This is a genomic window from Streptomyces sp. NPDC024687 (assembly GCF_055559055.1).
Genome location: NZ_JBVHLJ010000002.1, coordinates 935,696 through 951,433 on the forward strand (window position 1 = coordinate 935,696; position 15,738 = coordinate 951,433).

The window sequence follows — 15,738 nt, forward strand, 5'->3', positions numbered from 1 at the left end:
GAACGTGAAAGGGCGGTCCATGCACCCGCTTCTCGGCGTGTCCGGCCTGAACAAGGTCTACGAGGGGTCCGGCCGCCGCGTGGAGGCGGTCCGCGATCTCACCTTCACCGTCGATGCGGGCGAACTCGTCTGTCTCGTCGGCCCCTCGGGCTGCGGCAAGACGACCCTGCTGAAGTGCATGGGCGGCCTGCTCACACCGACGGCCGGCGAAGTCCACCTCTCAGGACGGAAGGTGACCGGTCCGCCGCCCGGGATGGCCTTCGTCTTCCAGGAGTACGGCCGCAGCCTCTTCCCCTGGATGCGCGTCGCCGACAACGTCGAACTCCCCCTGAAGCAGAAGAACTTGACCAAATCGCGACGTCGCGAGCTGGTCGCCGACGCACTGGAGTCGGTGGACCTCTCCGACGCCGCCACGGCGTATCCCTGGCAGCTCTCCGGCGGGATGCAGCAGCGCGTCGCGATCGCCCGCGCACTCGCCTACGAGCCCGAAGTCCTCCTGATGGACGAGCCGTTCGCGGCCGTGGACGCCCAGACCCGCGCCGACCTGGAGGACCTCGTACGGCGGCTGTGGCGGGAGCGCGGCATCACGATCCTGTTCGTCACCCACGACATCGACGAGGCCGTGTACCTGGGCGAACGCGTGATCGTGCTGTCCGCCTCCCCCACGGTCGTACAGGAGCAGCTGAAGGTCGATCTGCCGGACGAGCGGGACCAGATCCACACGCGGGTGGCCCCGCGCTTCGCCGAACTGCGCACCCACGTCTACGAGCAGATCCAGGCGGCCAAGCGCGGGGTCGTGCGGGAGCCTCCGGTCACGAAGTCCGATACGCCTCCACTTCACTGAACTGCCCGGCCGGCCAGCCGGTGTTGGCGCTCACCGACAGGCGCAGATACCGCACACTGGTGCCGGGCAGCGTGACGGTGGCCGTGTTGCCGGTCGCCGGGTCGAAGCGGTAGCCCTGTGCGCCGACGACGGTGGTGTAGGTGCTGCCGTCGGTGCTGCCCAGCACGGTGACGGTCTGGGTGCGGGCCTGCCAGGCGCTCTGCGGAGGCAGTTTCAGCACCAGCCTGCGCACCGGCTCGGCCGATCCCAGGTCCACCGTCCAGGACTGCGGGAACGCGTTGTTGGCGGACTCCCAATAGCTGTTCGCGTCGCCGTCGACCGCCTTGCCGGGCGTGTAGACGTCCTGGGAGCCGCTCGCGGTGGCCGGGCGGCCCTTGGCGAGGTTACGGTTCGGGTCCGGGTCGGGGTTGCCCTGGCCCGGCTGCGGCCAGGTCGAGCAGTCCGACCAGGTGGTGTTCCAGCCGGAGTTGCCGCCGCCGTCGGTGAGGGCGAAGGTGCCGGAGCTCGCCGGGTAGGGGCAGTTGTAGACACCCGCCGTACCCACCGAAGTCGCCGTGACATCGCGGAAGGTCGCGGCGCCCTGGGCCTCCGCCTGCACGACGACCGTGCCGGTGTTGCGGACGGTCGCGCCGGACACGGTGACGTTCCGGACCGGATAGCCCTGTCCCCCGCCGGAGACGAACTCGAATGCGCTGTAGGGGCTGTCGGTGATGGTCGTGTCGGTGATGTTCACGGTGGCGTTGACGGCGCTGTCGTACGAGTCGACCCGCAGCGCTCCCATCGGGTGGTTCCAGTTGGGGTTCATCGCGCCGGTACGGACGAGGGTGTTGCCGTCGACCGTGATGGTGCCGGCCAGCGGGGAGAAGGGGTCGAGGAACTTCTGGTTGGAGATCGCGATGCCGCTGCCGAGGGCGTTGGTGTCGGAGACCAGGTTGTTCCGCACCGCGAGGTCGGTGCCGCCGTAGATCGCGATGCCGTTGGCGAGGTTCGGCTGGGTGACGGTGTTGTTCTCGAAGCTGCTGTTCGTGTCCGGTGCGTACAGGGACCACATGGCGAGCGCGTCGTCGCCCTGGTTGCGCAGGAAGTTGTTGCGGACGCGCACTCCGCGGGCGTTGCCGTTGAGGTTGAGGCCGTCGGCCGTCATGTCGAGGAAGCGGTTGTTCTCCACGACGAGGTTGTCGTTGGTGCCCGTCAGCCAGAGGCCGACCTTGAGGTGCTGGAGCCACATCCCGGCCACCGAACTCCCGGGTCCCAGAGAGCCGTTGACGAAGTTGTCCGGGTTGGAGTCGACGCGCTCGGTGACCTCGCCGACGACCGCGAAGTCCTTGATGTGGACGTTCCCCGGAGAGCCGGCCTGGTCGATGAAGCGGGAGGAGTGCACGACCGAGTGCCAGCTTCCGGCGCCCTGGAGAGTGACGTTCTGGACGCCGCCGAGGGCGGAGGTCAGCCGGTAGTCGCCCGGCGGGATCCAGACCACTCCCCCTTGGGCGGCGGAGATCGCGTCCCGGAAGGCCTGGGTGGAGTCGCCGTTCCCGGTGGGGTCGGCGCCCTTGGAGGTGACGGACACGGACCCGGCGGGCTGGCCCGCGGCCGCCGCGACCTGCTCGAAGTCGGCCACGTCGACGGTGACCTGGGTGCCGGTCGACTCGAAGGCGACCTTGTCACCGGCCTGGACGTCCCGGCCGAGCAGGAGGCGGGCGTTGTCGAAGAAGTGGTGCGTCCTGGCCCCGGGGATCCAACTGGTTTCGATGTAGGAGTACTTGGAGGTCACGGGAAGCGGCTTCGCGAGCCTGGTGCCGTTGACGTAGACGTTCAGCGTGCCCGACTGGCCGTCGGGGACGCTGTAGGCGACGTTCACGGCGTTGGCCGTGCGCGGCACGGTGAACTCGACCCGTTGACCCGAGCCGAGCCGTACCGCCTGCCGCCCGGACGCCTCCGAGGCGAGCGTGCCCTGCGTGTAGTCGGGGCCGATTCGCGTGCCGGTCGTGGTGGCGGACTCGGCCTCGACCGAGGTGAAGGGCAGGGTGGCTCCCGCGGCCGCGTGGGCGGTGGGGGCCGTGGCGGTGAGGAGGCCGGTGGTGAGGGCCACAGTGATGGCTGCTGACATGCTCCTGACAGATATGTGCATGTGCTGATCCCTTCGAGTGGGGGTGTGGCGGTCTCAGCCGTGCAGCCAGACCGCCGTGTCCTTCGGCAGTCGGCCCCGCGGGTCCAAGGGGCCACTGGCGAGCAGCAGTCGGGTGTGTGCGGGGAGGTCGGCCGGGCTGTCGTCGAGGTTCACCACGCACAGGGAGCCCTGCGCACGGGTGAAGGCGAGGACGCCCTCGGGTGCGGGCAGCCAGGTGAGCGGGCCGTCGCCGAAGACCGGCCGGATCCGGACGGCTTCCCGGTACAGGCTGAGCATCGATCCGGGGTCCAGGGCCTGCCGGTCGGCCGCGTACGAGGCCCAGTCGGCGGGCTGCGGCAGCCAGGGCTCGCCCCCGAAACCGGCGTGCGGCGCCCCGGCCGCCCACGGCAGCGGCACCCGGCATCCGTCCCGCCCGGGGTCCGTGCCGCCGGAGCGGAAGTGCATCGGGTCCTCGATGCGGTCGCGCGGGATGTCCGCCTCGGGCAGGCCGAGTTCCTCGCCCTGATAGACGTAGACGGCTCCTGGCAGGGCGAGTGTGAGCAGGGCTGCCGCCCGGGCCCGCCGGGTGCCGAGGGCCAGGTCGGTCGGGGTGCCGAAGGCCTTGGCCGCGAAGTCGAAGCCGGTGTCCGTACGGCCGTAGCGGGTGACCGTGCGGGTGATGTCGTGGTTGCACAGCACCCAGGTGGCGGGGGCGCCGACCGGGGCGTGCTCGGCGAGGGTCGTGTCGATCGAGGTGCGAAGACGCCCGGCGTCCCAAGGGCACGTCAGGAAGGAGAAGTTGAAGGCGGTGTGCAGCTCGTCGGGTCGCAGGTAGCGGGCGAAGCGTTCGGTGTCCGGGAGCCAGACCTCGCCGACGAAGACCGCGTCGTACTCGTCGGCGACGGCCCGCCAGGAGCGGTAGATGTCGTGGAGTTCGTCGCGGTCGACGAAGGGGTGCGGGTCGGGGTGGAGAGCGAGGTCTGGCAGGTCGGGGTCCTTGGCGAGCAGGGCGGCCGAGTCGACGCGGACGCCCGCCACTCCCCGTTCGAACCAGAAGCGCAGGACGTCCTCGTGCTCCTGGCGGACGGCCGGGTGGGCCCAGTTGAGGTCGGGCTGCTGCGGGGTGAACAGATGCAGATACCAGTCGCCGTCGGGCAGCCGCGTCCACACGGGCTCGGCCGAGCCGACGAACTGCGACGGCCAGTCGTTGGGCGGGAGTTCACCGTGCTCACCGCGTCCGGGCCGGAAGTGGAACAGTTCGCGTTCGGGGCTGCCGGGCCCTGCCCGCAGCGCGGCCCGGAACCAGGGGTGCTGGTCGGAGACATGGTTGGGCACGATGTCGACGATCGTGCGGATGCCCAGTTCCCGTGCCTCCGCGATGAGCTTCTCCGCCTCGGCGAGGGTGCCGAAGGCCGGGTCGATCGCGCGGTAGTCGGCGACGTCGTAGCCGCCGTCCTTCATCGGGGAGAGGTACCAGGGGCTGAACCACAGGGCATCCACGCCGAGTTCGGCGAGATACGGCAGCCTGGCGCGGACTCCGGCGAGGTCGCCGGTGCCGTCCCCGTCGCCGTCGGCGAAGCTGCGGACGTAGACCTGGTAGATGACGGCGGAGCGCCACCACTCGGTGGGCTGTCCCACGGGGGTTCCCTTCTGTTGGCGGACGGACGGTGTCAGCCCTTCGTGCTGCCCGCGCCGATCCCGGCGACGATGTGCCGCTGGAAGACGAGGAACAGGACGACCATCGGGATGCTGGCGATCACCATCGCGGCGATGAGCACGGTCAGTTGGATGTTCTGCGACAGCTGGACGAGTGCCACGCTGATGGGCTGCTTGTCGGTGTCGGAGAAGACCATCAGCGGCCACAGGAAGTCCTGCCAGACGGCGACCAGGGCGAAGATCGACACCACCCCGAGGACCGGCCGTGACATGGGCAGCACGATCGACCACAGGGTGCGCAGCCTTCCGGCGCCGTCGATCTCGCCAGCCTCCAGCACATCGCGCGGGAGCTGGTCGAAGAACCGCTTGAGCAGGTACAGGTTGAAGGCGTTGGCGACGGCCGGCAGCCAGATGGCCAGGGGGTCGTTCAGCAGTCCCAGGTCCGCCACGGTCAGGTACTTCGGTACGACCAGGGCCTGGGCCGGGACCATCAGTGTGGCGAGGATGCCGCCGAGGACCACCTTGCCGAAGACGGGCCTGAGCCGGGACAGGGCGTAGGCGGCGGCCGTGCACAGGACCAGCTGGAACGCCCAGGCGCCGGCGGCCTGGACCACCGTGTTCCACAGGTGCTGCGGGAGCTGCATGAGGTCCCAGGCGTCGGTGTAGCCGTCGAGGTGCCACTGTTCGGGGACGAGGGTGGGCGGCGTGCGCGTCACCTCGTCCGGCGACTTCATCGCCCCGGTGAGCATCCAGTAGACGGGGAAGAGGAACGCGAGCGCGAAGAGCACGACGACCGTGGTGAAGACGCTCCAGTACAGGGCCCTGCCGCGCGGGCGGGCGAGCGTCGCCGGGGAGATCAGGGTGCGGGTGCTCATGCGAGCTCCCCCTCTCCGGACCGGGTCAGCCGCAGGTAGACGGCGGAGAAGGCGCCCAGCAGCACCAGGAGCATCACGCTCAGGGCGCAGGCGCCGCCGAAGTCGTTGTAGAGGAAGGCGTACTTGTAGATCAGGTAGAGGACGGTGACCGTGGCGTTCTCCGGACCGCCGCCTGTGATCACGAACGGCTCGGTGAACACCTGCATGGTCGCGATGATCTGAAGGAGCATCAGCATGAGGATGACGAACCGGGTCTGAGGGACCGTCACATACCGGATGCGCTGGAGGAGCCCGGCGCCATCCAGTTCGGCGGCCTCGTACAGCTCGCCGGGGATCGACTGGAGGGCGGCCAGGTAGATCAGGACCGTGCCGCCCAAATTGGCCCAGGTCGCCACGATCACCAGGGAGACGAGCGCGGTGTCGGCGCCGTTGGACCAGTTCGAGGTGGGCAGGTGCACAAGGCGCAGCGCCTCGTTGGCGAGGCCGGCTCCGGGGTCGTAGAACCACTTCCAGAGCAGGGCGCTGACCACCGGCGGGATCATGACGGGCAGGTAGACGACCACCCGGAAGAACGCCTTCGCATGTCTCAGCTCATTGAGCACCAGCGCCATGACGAAGGGGATCGCGAAGCCGATGAGCAGGGCCAGCAGGGTGAAGGTGAGGGTGTTGCGCCAGGCGGCGGTGAACTCCGGGTCGTGCCAGACGCGGGTGAAGTTGGCGGTGCCGACCCATTCCGGCTCGGAGCCCGGCGTGTACTTCTGGAAGGCGATCACGACGGCGCGGATCGCCGGGTACCAGGAGAAGAGCGCGAAGCAGAGCAGTCCGCCGAGGAGGAAGCCGTAGGCGCGCACCTGGTCGGCGAGGCGGCGCCGCCTCCGGTCCCCTGCGGGAGGCGGCGCCTGGATCGGGAGTGCGGCGATGGCCGCGCGGGGCGGGCTGTCCACCGTCTTCATGGGGTCAGCTCCGGGCCAGGATGCCGTCGATCTTGGTCGAGGCGTCCTTGAGGAGCTGGTCGATGTCGGCGTCCTTCTTCGTGAGGACGGCGGAGACGGCACTGTCGAGGACGGAGTAGATCTGCTGCGCGTTCGGCGGCTCGATCTTCATCCGCAGGCTCTGGTTGCCGTCGAGGAAGGCCTGGTAGTTCTCCACGGGCACATTGGCGTTGGCCTTCTTGACCTGCTGGTCCTTGGCGTCGGCGGCGCCGGTGAACAGGCGCGGTTCCGGCAGGCCGACCGGGCCGTCGGCCTTCTTGGCGCGGGCGTAGTCGCCGAGGAAGCCGGCGCCGGGGGTGAGGAACATGTGGTCGAGCCACTGCAGGGCTGCCCGGATCTGGTCGGGGCTCGCCTTCTTGTTGACCATGTAGCCGTCGCCGCCGATGAGCGTGCCCTTGCCGCCGGGCATGGGTGCGAGGGCGAGGTCCTTGTAGTTGCCGCCCTTCTCCTTGACCAGGATCGGGATGTTGTCCGGGGCGGAGAGGTACATGCCGAGCTTGCCCGAGCCCATCATCTGCTGGACGTCGTTGATGACGAGCAGCTGCTTGCTGCCCATGGAAGCGTCGGTCCAGCGCATGTCGTGGAGGTTCTGCAGGACCGCGTGGCCCTCGAGGGTGTCGACGGTGGCCTTCTTGCCGTCGGCGCTGACGACGTCGCCGCCCTGGGAGTACAGCTCGGCCGTGAAGTGCCAGCCGCCCTGGTTCTGGGCGCTGTAGTCGGCGTATCCGACGGTGCCGTCACCGAGTGCGGCGATCTTCTTGGCGGCGGCGCGCAACTCCTCCCAGCTGGCCGGGGGTTGGTCGGGGTCGAGGCCGGCCTTCTCGAAGAGCTTCTTGTTGTAGATCAGGCCCATCGAGTAGCCGGTGCGCGGGATGCCGTAGATCTTCCCGTCGACGGTGTAGATGTCGCGGAGTTGCTGCTGGAGGGTGCCGTAGCTCTTCAACTCCTTGACATACGCGGTGAGATCGGCGGCCTGGTTGATGTCCACGACGTGCTTGGCGTCGGTGAAGTACGTGTAGAAGACGTCCTCCATCTGCCCGCCGGCGAGCTTGGCGTCGAAGGTCTTGGGGTCCTGGCAGGGGAAGGCGTCGTGCGCGACGACGTCGATGTCCGGGTGCTGCTTCTCGAAGGACGCGATGTCCTGCTCGAAGAACCGCCGATCGACCTTGGCGCTCTTGGGCGGCATGCAGTTGACCGTGATGCGGGTCTTGCCGCTCGCCGTGTCGTCGTCCGATCCGCAGGCGGAGACGACCAGGGCAAGCGAACAGACACTGAGCGCGGCGACGGTACGGCGGTACCCGGTGCTTCTCATCGGTGGACCCCTCGTGGGCAGGAGCGGTGGGCGCCGCACACTCAAGCACCGCCGACAACTGTCCGCAAGATGTCGCGCAGAATTTGAAATTATTCGACAGGGCGATGAGCGATGAAGAGAGAGTCGATCACCGAGCGCGCGGCCGTGGCGCGGTCGACCGGCCGGACGAGGCCGCGTCGGCAGCCGCGGTGGGCGTCGGCTGCGAGGTCCTGGTGGACATGGCCGTTCAGTCGCGAGGGGCTTGCGCGGTGGAGCCCCGGACCACCAGTTCGGGCTCGAAGAGCAGTTCCTCGGGCGGTACGGCACTCCCGCCGATCTGCGCGTTCAGCAGCTCGACGGCGGCTCGGCCCATGGCCTCGATGGGCTGGCGGACTGTGGTCAGCGGGGGTTCGGTGCAGTTCATCAGGGCGGAGTCGTCGTAGCCGACGACCGACACCTGGCCGGGCACGTCGAGGCCCTTGCGGCGGGCGGCCCGGATGGCGCCGAGCGCGAGGGGGTCGCTGGCGCAGATGAAGCCGGTGACCCCGCGGTCGATGAGCCGGGCGGCCGCCGCGTGCCCGCCCTCGATGGAGAACATGGCCCGCGCGATCCGCTCATCGGGCAGCTCACCGACCCCCTGTGCGGCGGCGAGCTTCCGCGCCGACGGGATGTGGTCCGCGGGTCCCAGCACCAGCCCGATCCGCTCGTGCCCCAGGGAGGCGAGATGCCGCCAGGCCTGTTCGACGGCGACCGCGTCATCGCAGGACACGCCCGGGAAACCGAGGTCGTCGATGGACGCGTTGACCAGCACCACCGGGATGTTCCGGTCGGCGAGCCGCCGGTAGTGGTCGTGGGGCGCGTCCGCCTGGGCGAAGAGCCCGCCGGCGAAGACGACACCGGAGACCTGCTGCTGCAGCAGAAGATCCACGTAATCGGCCTCGGAAACCCCACCCTTGGTCTGCGTGCACAGCACCGGCGTCAGCCCGAGCTGGGCCAGGGCACCACCGATGACCTCGGCGAACGCCGGGAAGATCGGGTTCTGGAGCTCCGGCAGCACCAGCCCCACGAGCCGGGCCCGCTCACCGCGCAACTGGGTGGGCCGCTCGTATCCGAGCACGTCCAGCGCGGACAGCACGGCCTGCCGGGTGCCCTCGGAGACCCCCGGTTTGCCGTTGAGCACCCGGCTGACCGTGGCCTCGCTGACCCCGACCTTCTTGGCAACCTCGGCAAGTCGTCGCGTCATGCGCGCAAGAATAGCGCAAGAAATGCAAGTGACTTGCGTAATGCGTCAGTGACCACGGGCGTCAGTGACTACTCAAAGCGTCGGTGACTACTGACCAGGCGCCGTCGGCGACCTGAACGCCGACGGTGCCCGTCAGGCCTCGGGGGTGGGCACCACCGTGAGGTGGGCCGCCGTGCGCCGCGGGCGGCGCCTGGTGGGAGTCGGGCGCAGCACCAGCGTCAGACGCGTGTAGCCCAGCTCGCGCAGGGTGCGCGGGGTCTCGTCGACGACCCGGCAGTCGGTGGCGCCCCAACGGGGGTCGGGGTGCACCAGGGGGCGTACGGAGCCGTCATGCTCCACGGCCCGCTCGCCGACCGCGCGGATCCAGTGCGGCAGGCCGTGCCGGTAGGCGGCGTCCATGATCGGGTCCTGGGCGATGTCCCGGCGGATCGCCTGGAGGCCGTGGTCATGACCGTGCCGCTCCACCGCGGCCGCGAAGTGCGCGAGCATCGGCAGACACCACCGCGACTCGTGCTCGCCGAGGACGCTGCCGGCGTCGGGGTGGAAGAGGACGAACCGGAGGAAGTTGTCCCCCGGCATGGCCGTCGGATGCGGACCCACGGCACGGAAAAGTGACGCGAAAGCGGTGTTGGCGAGAACGACGTCCCAGCGGTGGTCGAGGACGACGGACGGGAAAGCGACGGCTTCCAGGAGCGTGGCGTAGTCCTGAAGGTATGCCTGGGCTTCGAGCCCCTCGGGGACGGGCCGCAGTTCCGACCGCTGCCCACCTGCCTGATATGCCATCGGGAGGTCACCCCTCTTGCCTATGCGGCCTTCACGCGGCGCCTTGATCCTGCTTCTCCGGAACAAGTCGTGTCAACTATCGTGGCATTCCGTGGCGGTTGACGGCTGAAATTGGCCACAGTTGTGGCGACACCTGGATGTGAGTTCGAACAACGAGCTACTCTCCGGGAAGTTCACGGCGACCGCCTGTGAGAAGTCGGGTGAGAGACGTAGGAGATCTGTCGGTGTCGGATGGCTTCGAGAGCCCGGACGACGCGGCAACAGTCGTGCTGACGGCCGTCGTCGCCCGCGTCGGCGCACTCGCCGACCGGCTCGGCGTGCCGCACGCCCAGGTCTTCGACACCGGCCGGCTGTCCGTCGCCTCCGGCGTCCCCGAACCCGTGGTCAAGGCCCTGCTGAGCGGGCGCCCGGCGGGTGAGCCCGACGTCCAGGCACGGTTCCTGCAGCGGCTCGACCTGCTGCGCCGCACCCGGCTGAAGCCCAACGGGCGCAAGTACACCCAGCAGGAGATCGCCGACGGCGCGGGCATGTCCCGGCAGCAGGCGGGCGCCCTCATCAACGGCGACCGGCGCCCCACCATGGAGCACTGCGACGCCATCCAGCGGTTCTTCCGCGTGCACGCCGGATTCCTCACGGCGGAGGACCCCGAGGCGCTCGCGGGTGCCCTGCAGCACACCGAACAGGAGCTCCTGCACAAACTCGCCGACCGTGAGCGGGCGGCCGCGGCGGCCGCCCGCGACCCGCTGGAGCGGCTGCTGCAGGACCACGGCGTCCGCGGGATCGCCTGGCGGGCCGCGCAGCTGCCCACCGACCAGCACCGTGACAAGGTCGCCGAGTGGCTGGACATGCTCCTGGAGAGCGTCAAGCGGCCCGAGTCCTGATCCGGGAGACAACTGTGGGCATCGGTAAGCACATGCGCCGCCTGAGCGGCGAGTTGGTGGCGGAGCTGGAACTCGACGCCCCGGCACGGCCCGAGGACCTCTACGGCGCCCTGTGCAACGCGATGAGCAGACGCCGGGGCCGCCCGGTCCACTTCCGTACCGCGCCCTTCCCGCCCGGCACGGCCAGCGGACTGTGGCTCGACATGGCCGACCAGGACCTGGTCGTGATCGAGGAACGCACCGCGCCCGACCACCAGTTGGTCATCCTCGGCCACGAGCTGTGGCACATGAACGCCGGCCACTGCTCCCACCACGTCGAGGGCGCCGCGGTCGCCGCCCGCCTCCTCCATGACGACGCCGACCTCCACGCCACGGTCCGCAAGGTCGCCGCGCGCAGCCGCTTCGACCTCGACGACGAGCGGGAGGCGGAGAGCTTCGGGCTGCTGCTGGCCAGCAAGTGCCGGACGTGGCTGGCGGGTTCGCCGCTGCGCGGGCCGGCGCAGCGGGACCATCTGGCGGGACGGATCGAGGTGTCGCTGGGGTATCTGGGGCCGCAGGGCTGAGAGTTCGGCGAAGGTCACGTCGCGCTGCGCTCGCCGGCCTCCCTCAGCACACTCCCCGGACCGCCCTCACGCAACAGCTCCCTCCAGTGGTCCCTGCTCCAGTCCGCCGGGGCCGTGGTGGCGGTGAACTCCTCGACCAGGGAGACGAAACGGGCGGGGTCGGTGTGGAAGGGGAAGTGTCCCGCACCCTCGAAGATCTCCAGACGGCTGCCGGGCATCGCCTCGTGCGCCCCGAAGGCGTGCCGCACGGGCACCACGCTGTCCCGGTCGCCCCACACCAGCAGGGTCGGCATGCCCTCGGTGAGATAGCAGCGGTCGAGCATGGTGACGACCTGTCCGCGCCAGTCGACGACCGCGCGCAGGGTGCGGATGAAGGCGTTGCGGGAGGTCTCGTCGGGGAGCGCGTCGACGAGGTTCAGCAGGTCCGGGGCGTCCTGGCCGAGGTCGGTGTCCAGGAGCCTCATCAGACGGATCGCGAGGCCCAGTTGGAGTCGCATGCCGGGCAGCCGCAGCGAGGACAGCATGAGGTGGGCGCCGGGCAGGGACACCAGCCGCAGCACGGGGTTGACCTCACGGCCCACACCGCCCGCGCTGACCAGGATGAGCCGCTCGGTGCGCTCGGGGAACTGGTAGGCGAACTGCATGGCCACTCCCCCGCCCAGGGAGTGCCCGACCAGGGTGGCCGACTCGATGCCGAGGGTGGTGAGCAGATCACGCACGCCGTTGGCGTACGCGGCCACCGAGTAGTCGGCGCGCGGCTTGTCGGAGTCGCCGTGGCCGAGCAGGTCGGGGGCGATCACGGTGTGGGTGCGGGCGAGGTCGGGAATGAGTTCGGCCCAGGTCGCCGAGGAGTCGCCGATGCCGTGGATGAGGACGAGCGGCGGTCCCTCACCCGCCATGCGGAAGGCACGGCGGTATCCGTGCACCATGCGGTGCCGCAACTCCAGTTCGCCGTCGCCGACCGAGCGCAGCCGGACGGTGCGCGCCGGGCGTCGCCGCGGGTCGTCGACCATGTGCTCGCCTCCCGTTCTCCTGGCCGCGGATCAAGTCGGCCGAAAGCCCTTCCTCCCAGCGTAGGGCCGCTTTCCGCACGGTGATTTCGGTGAGGTTTCGCCTCCGCTAAGCGGGCGAACGAAGGGGCGCGGAAACCGGATTGTCAGTGGGGGACGGCAAGCTGGAGATGCACGCCCGTGCGGGGTGCGACCGACGTGCCCCGTCCGGGGGTGCGACCGACGCCGACTTGGGGAGAGCCGCCGATGCCCACCGCCGTACTGACCGACCGTGAGCGCACCGCCGTCCAGGCGTATCTGCGGCTGCTGCACACGGTCCGAGCCGCCTTCGACACCGCGGCCGGCCCACCCGACACCGCCTGGCCGCCGGTCGTCCCGCCGGCGGTCCTCGCCGAGGCCGAACACGCCTTGGCGGACGCGGGCCTCGCGGGCAACGAGGAGGCCTTCTTCAGGCTGCTGCAGAGCTGGTGTCCGCCGGAGTCCTAGACGTACGAGCCGCGCCGTGCGCTCAGGCGTGCGGCACGGTCACCGACGTGGCCACCAAGCCGGCCCGGACCGTCCAGCGGCCCTCGAAGACGCCGCGCCGCTCGCCGCCCACCAGGGGGCCGGGGACGAGGAGTTCGGCTCGCAGAGCGCCACCGGCGGGCTGTGCGGGGTCGACCAGGATCTCTATGTCGGCCTCGGAGAAGTCCAGCCACTTGCCGGTGAGCGGGAACCACGCCTTGTAGACGGACTCCTTGGCGCTGAACAGCAGCCGGTCCCAGTGGACCAGGGGGTGCGCCCGGGCGAGTTCCCGCAGCCGGACCCGCTCCCCCGGCAGGGAGACGCCCTCCAGCACGTCCTCCGGGAGCGGCCCGTGGGGTTCGGCGTCGATGCCGAGGGAGGCGAGGTCGGCGGCGCGGACCAGGGCGGCGGCGCAGTAACCGTCGCAGTGGGTCATGCTGCCGGTGAGTCCGGCCGGCCATCGCGGGGCGCCGCGTTCGCCGGGCAGCACCGGCTGCGGCGGCACCCCGAGCTTCTCCATGGCACTGCGGGCGCAGGCCCGCACCACGGCGAACTCACGGCGGCGCTTGGGGACGGCGAGCGCGACGAGCGCGGCTTCCTCGGGGTACAGCACGGCGTTCTCCGGCTCGTCGTGGCCGTGGACCTCGACGGCCACCACCGAGTCCGGCAGGAGTTCCTCGATCACAGCGCGCCGACCTCCCCGGGCACGATCCGGCGCAGCCGTCCCGGCGGCTCGGCCCGCTTGCGCCACTCCCGCGGATAGCCCACCGACACCTCCTCGAAGCGGACGCCCTCGTGCCAGGTGGTCCGCGGGATGTGCAGATGGCCGTAGACCATGGTCTCGACGCGGAACCTGCGGTGCCAGTCGGCGGTCAGCGTGGTGCCGCACCACATCGCGAACTCGGGGTACCACAGGACGTCCGTCGGGTGCCGGTCCAGCGGGTAGTGGTTGACCAGGACCGTGGGCAGGTCGTCGGGGAGCGCGGCGAGCCTGCGCTCGGTCTCGGCGACCCGGGCCCGGCACCAGGCCTCGCGGGACGGGTAGGGGTCGGGGTGCAGCAGGAACTCGTCGTTGCAGACGATGCCGGTGCCGTGCGCGTACTCCAGGCCCTGCTCCTTGGTGGTGCAGCCGGCGGGCAGGAAGGAGTAGTCGTACAGCAGGAACAGCGGGGCTACGGCGACGGGGCCGCCGGGGCCGTCCCAGACCGGGTAGGGGTCCTCGGGGGTGAGGACGCCGAGCTCCCGGCACATCTCGACGAGGTGCTCGTAGCGGGCAACCCCGCGCAGCGTGACGGTGTCCTTCGGGTGGGTCCACAGTTCGTGGTTGCCGGGGGCCCAGACGACCTGGCGGAAGCGGCCGGCGAGGGTCTCGAGGGCCCAGCGGACGTCGGCGACGGTCTCGGCGACGTCACCGGCCACCAGGAGCCAGTCGTCGTCGGTGCCGGGGCGCATCTCCTCGACGAGCCGGCGGTTCTCGGGATAGCCGATGTGCAGGTCGCTGACGGCCAGAAGCTGTGCCGCGTCACCGGCCGTAGACGTCACCTCTCGCCCCCTCCGAGCACCCGAGTGGGACCACGAGAACACATTTGTTTTCCCGGTACAAGAGCGGGCCGGGGCGGTGGCGCTTCATGATCGGGAATTCCGTAACACGGGCGTTGCACGCGTGCCCCCTTGAAAGCCGTATGATCGCCCCAACACCACCGCACGTACCTCCCTTCGCAAGGGGCGGTTTGGTGTCCCTCCAATCACCCTGCCCGGGCACGGGCCCGCTTCGCCCTGCCCGAAAACCCCGAAAGGCGGCCTGAATGCACTCTCGCGTACGCGTCTGGCTCAACCGCACGTACGCGGAGAACGTGTTCTTCATGGATCAGCTGCGGAGAAATCCCAGCGACAGAGCCGTCGAGATCCATGCGACGCACGCGGACGCCGACTCACCCGTGCTGGCGGCGGCGGACACCGCCGAGCTGGAGCCGGAGGGGCTGTCCCCCGCCGCCTACGTCGAGTACGCGCTCGACCAGTGCCACAAGCGGGGCATCGACGTGTTCGTGCCCCGGCTGCAGCAGGCGGCGATCGTCGCCCACCGCGCCGACTTCGCCGCGCTCGGTACGGCACTGCTCGCGCCGCCGCCGGAGGCCGTCGCCGTCTTCCACGACAAGGTGATCGCCTACGAGGCGGTCCAGGCGGTCGGTGTTCCGGTGCCGCCGTGGTGGCGGGTGCGGACCGCGGACGAGCTGGTCACGGCCGTCGAGAAGCTGGAGGCCGACGGCCACAAGGCCTGCTTCAAGCCCGCGTCCGGCGCGGGCGGGGTGGGCTTCCGGATCATCACGCGCGCCCCCTTCTCCCTCGCGCAGCTCAACGGATTCCCGGGCCCGTACGTGTCGCTCGACATGGTCGTCGAGGCGCTGGACCAGTCCGGGGAACAGGTGGACTGGCTGGTCATGCCGCGTCTCGAGCAGCCGGAGGTGTCCGTGGACACGCTCACCGGGCCGGACAACCGGGTGCGGCTGGCGATCGGCCGCACGAAGAACGGGCGGCGTCGCGGGTTCACGCAGGACGAACAGTGGCTGGAGCCTGCGCGGCTGGTCGCCGAGGGGTTCGGGCTGCACTATCTCTCCAACATCCAGTTCCGGATGCTGGACGACCGGCCGGTGCTGATGGATGTGAACACGCGCCCGGCGGGCGGGTTGCACCAGCTGTCCCTGTGCGGGGTCAACGTGCCGTGGGCCGCGGTGCAGTTGGCGCTCGGGGAGGACACCGGAGTGATCGAGCCGCCGTTCCTGGGACAGGACTACACGGTGGTGTCGGGGGTTCGGCAGCTGCGGCCGGTGACGATTCCGGGTCAGCGGGAGATTTCCGAGCCGCTGCCCGCGGTGCCCGCGCCTGCGGCTGCGGCCGCTGAGCCCGTTGTCGTCCAGGCAGCGGGTCAGGTACTGCCGCTCTAGGTTGCCCTTCACCCCCACCGGTATGGACCAATCCTGCCGCTCATCTT

Annotated in this window: 15 protein-coding genes; 5 read left to right on the forward strand and 10 right to left on the reverse strand. The window is 70.1% G+C overall.

The window, feature by feature from the left end; translation table 11 throughout:
• Positions 1–19: 19 nt before the first annotated feature.
• The gene (locus tag ACZ39I_RS11040; protein ID WP_467244200.1) at positions 20–844 is read left to right on the forward strand and encodes an ABC transporter ATP-binding protein; all 825 of its coding nucleotides are present in this window, start codon (positions 20–22) and stop codon (positions 842–844) included.
• Here the strand turns inward: ACZ39I_RS11040 and ACZ39I_RS11045 are convergent.
• The 7 genes from ACZ39I_RS11045 to ACZ39I_RS11075 all read right to left on the reverse strand — a co-directional run bounded on the left by ACZ39I_RS11045 (position 813) and on the right by ACZ39I_RS11075 (position 9,791).
• Positions 813–2,951, reverse strand: coding sequence for a discoidin domain-containing protein (locus tag ACZ39I_RS11045; RefSeq protein ID WP_467244202.1), 2,139 nt, complete (start codon positions 2,949–2,951; stop codon positions 813–815). The two genes, ACZ39I_RS11040 and ACZ39I_RS11045, sit on opposite strands and share 32 nt — an antisense overlap.
• 54 nt (positions 2,952–3,005) lie before the next feature.
• Complete coding sequence (locus ACZ39I_RS11050) at positions 3,006–4,589, reverse strand: glycoside hydrolase family 13 protein (protein ID WP_467244203.1); 1,584 nt, start codon at positions 4,587–4,589, stop codon at positions 3,006–3,008.
• 32 nt (positions 4,590–4,621) lie between these two features.
• Positions 4,622–5,482, reverse strand: coding sequence for a carbohydrate ABC transporter permease (locus tag ACZ39I_RS11055; RefSeq protein WP_467244204.1), 861 nt, complete (start codon positions 5,480–5,482; stop codon positions 4,622–4,624).
• Positions 5,479–6,435 carry a carbohydrate ABC transporter permease gene (locus tag ACZ39I_RS11060; RefSeq protein WP_467244205.1) on the reverse strand — a complete coding sequence of 319 codons (957 nt, stop codon included), beginning with the start codon at positions 6,433–6,435 and terminating at the stop codon, positions 5,479–5,481. Before ACZ39I_RS11060 ends, ACZ39I_RS11055 begins: the two co-directional genes overlap by 4 nt.
• Before the next feature lie 4 nt (positions 6,436–6,439).
• The gene (locus ACZ39I_RS11065; protein ID WP_467244206.1) at positions 6,440–7,786 is read right to left on the reverse strand and encodes an ABC transporter substrate-binding protein; all 1,347 of its coding nucleotides are present in this window, start codon (positions 7,784–7,786) and stop codon (positions 6,440–6,442) included.
• Positions 7,787–8,012: 226 nt separating this feature from the next.
• Entirely contained in the window at positions 8,013–9,008 is a 996-nt protein-coding gene (locus ACZ39I_RS11070) for a LacI family DNA-binding transcriptional regulator (protein WP_467244208.1), read from the reverse strand.
• A gap of 132 nt (positions 9,009–9,140) precedes the next feature.
• Positions 9,141–9,791 carry an MmyB family transcriptional regulator gene (locus ACZ39I_RS11075; RefSeq protein WP_467244209.1) on the reverse strand — a complete coding sequence of 217 codons (651 nt, stop codon included), beginning with the start codon at positions 9,789–9,791 and terminating at the stop codon, positions 9,141–9,143.
• A gap of 224 nt (positions 9,792–10,015) precedes the next feature.
• On the opposite strand from ACZ39I_RS11075, the gene ACZ39I_RS11080 reads away from it, so the two are divergent.
• Both ACZ39I_RS11080 and ACZ39I_RS11085 read left to right on the forward strand, forming a co-directional pair.
• Complete coding sequence (locus ACZ39I_RS11080) at positions 10,016–10,672, forward strand: helix-turn-helix domain-containing protein (RefSeq protein ID WP_467244211.1); 657 nt, start codon at positions 10,016–10,018, stop codon at positions 10,670–10,672.
• Positions 10,673–10,704: 32 nt separating this feature from the next.
• The gene (locus tag ACZ39I_RS11085) at positions 10,705–11,235 is read left to right on the forward strand and encodes a toxin-antitoxin system, toxin component (protein WP_467244375.1); all 531 of its coding nucleotides are present in this window, start codon (positions 10,705–10,707) and stop codon (positions 11,233–11,235) included.
• Between the two features lie 14 nt (positions 11,236–11,249).
• On the opposite strand, the gene ACZ39I_RS11090 is transcribed toward ACZ39I_RS11085, so the two are convergent.
• A complete protein-coding gene (locus ACZ39I_RS11090; RefSeq protein ID WP_467244213.1) occupies positions 11,250–12,248 on the reverse strand; it encodes an alpha/beta fold hydrolase in 999 nt (332 codons plus the stop codon).
• 243 nt (positions 12,249–12,491) lie between these two features.
• Here ACZ39I_RS11090 and ACZ39I_RS11095 point away from each other — a divergent pair, with 243 nt between their 5' ends.
• The gene (locus tag ACZ39I_RS11095) at positions 12,492–12,731 is read left to right on the forward strand and encodes a hypothetical protein (RefSeq protein ID WP_467244214.1); all 240 of its coding nucleotides are present in this window, start codon (positions 12,492–12,494) and stop codon (positions 12,729–12,731) included.
• Between the two features lie 22 nt (positions 12,732–12,753).
• On the opposite strand, the gene ACZ39I_RS11100 is transcribed toward ACZ39I_RS11095, so the two are convergent.
• Both ACZ39I_RS11100 and ACZ39I_RS11105 read right to left on the reverse strand, forming a co-directional pair.
• Complete coding sequence (locus tag ACZ39I_RS11100) at positions 12,754–13,434, reverse strand: 4'-phosphopantetheinyl transferase family protein (RefSeq protein ID WP_467244215.1); 681 nt, start codon at positions 13,432–13,434, stop codon at positions 12,754–12,756.
• A complete protein-coding gene (locus ACZ39I_RS11105) occupies positions 13,431–14,291 on the reverse strand; it encodes a metallophosphoesterase family protein (RefSeq protein ID WP_467244217.1) in 861 nt (286 codons plus the stop codon). The genes ACZ39I_RS11100 and ACZ39I_RS11105 overlap by 4 nt, the downstream gene beginning before the upstream one ends.
• Positions 14,292–14,554: 263 nt before the next feature.
• On the opposite strand from ACZ39I_RS11105, the gene ACZ39I_RS11110 reads away from it, so the two are divergent.
• Positions 14,555–15,691 carry an ATP-grasp domain-containing protein gene (locus ACZ39I_RS11110; RefSeq protein WP_467244218.1) on the forward strand — a complete coding sequence of 379 codons (1,137 nt, stop codon included), beginning with the start codon at positions 14,555–14,557 and terminating at the stop codon, positions 15,689–15,691.
• Positions 15,692–15,738 lie beyond the last annotated feature (47 nt).

Excerpts from the sequence above, each read along its gene's own strand:
- ACZ39I_RS11085 (WP_467244375.1), top strand. The coding sequence starts at position 10,705 with ATGCGCCGCCTGAGCGGCGAGTTGGTGGCGGAGCTGGAACTCGACGCC.
- ACZ39I_RS11040 (WP_467244200.1), top strand. The coding sequence starts at position 20 with ATGCACCCGCTTCTCGGCGTGTCCGGCCTGAACAAGGTCTACGAGGGG.
- ACZ39I_RS11075 (WP_467244209.1), bottom strand. The coding sequence starts at position 9,791 with ATGGCATATCAGGCAGGTGGGCAGCGGTCGGAACTGCGGCCCGTCCCC.
- ACZ39I_RS11090 (WP_467244213.1), bottom strand. The coding sequence starts at position 12,248 with ATGGTCGACGACCCGCGGCGACGCCCGGCGCGCACCGTCCGGCTGCGC.
- ACZ39I_RS11060 (WP_467244205.1), bottom strand. The coding sequence starts at position 6,435 with ATGAAGACGGTGGACAGCCCGCCCCGCGCGGCCATCGCCGCACTCCCG.
- ACZ39I_RS11095 (WP_467244214.1), top strand. The coding sequence starts at position 12,492 with ATGCCCACCGCCGTACTGACCGACCGTGAGCGCACCGCCGTCCAGGCG.
- ACZ39I_RS11070 (WP_467244208.1), bottom strand. The coding sequence starts at position 9,008 with ATGACGCGACGACTTGCCGAGGTTGCCAAGAAGGTCGGGGTCAGCGAG.
- ACZ39I_RS11045 (WP_467244202.1), bottom strand. The coding sequence starts at position 2,951 with ATGTCAGCAGCCATCACTGTGGCCCTCACCACCGGCCTCCTCACCGCC.
- ACZ39I_RS11110 (WP_467244218.1), top strand. The coding sequence starts at position 14,555 with ATGCACTCTCGCGTACGCGTCTGGCTCAACCGCACGTACGCGGAGAAC.
- ACZ39I_RS11065 (WP_467244206.1), bottom strand. The coding sequence starts at position 7,786 with ATGAGAAGCACCGGGTACCGCCGTACCGTCGCCGCGCTCAGTGTCTGT.
- ACZ39I_RS11055 (WP_467244204.1), bottom strand. The coding sequence starts at position 5,482 with ATGAGCACCCGCACCCTGATCTCCCCGGCGACGCTCGCCCGCCCGCGC.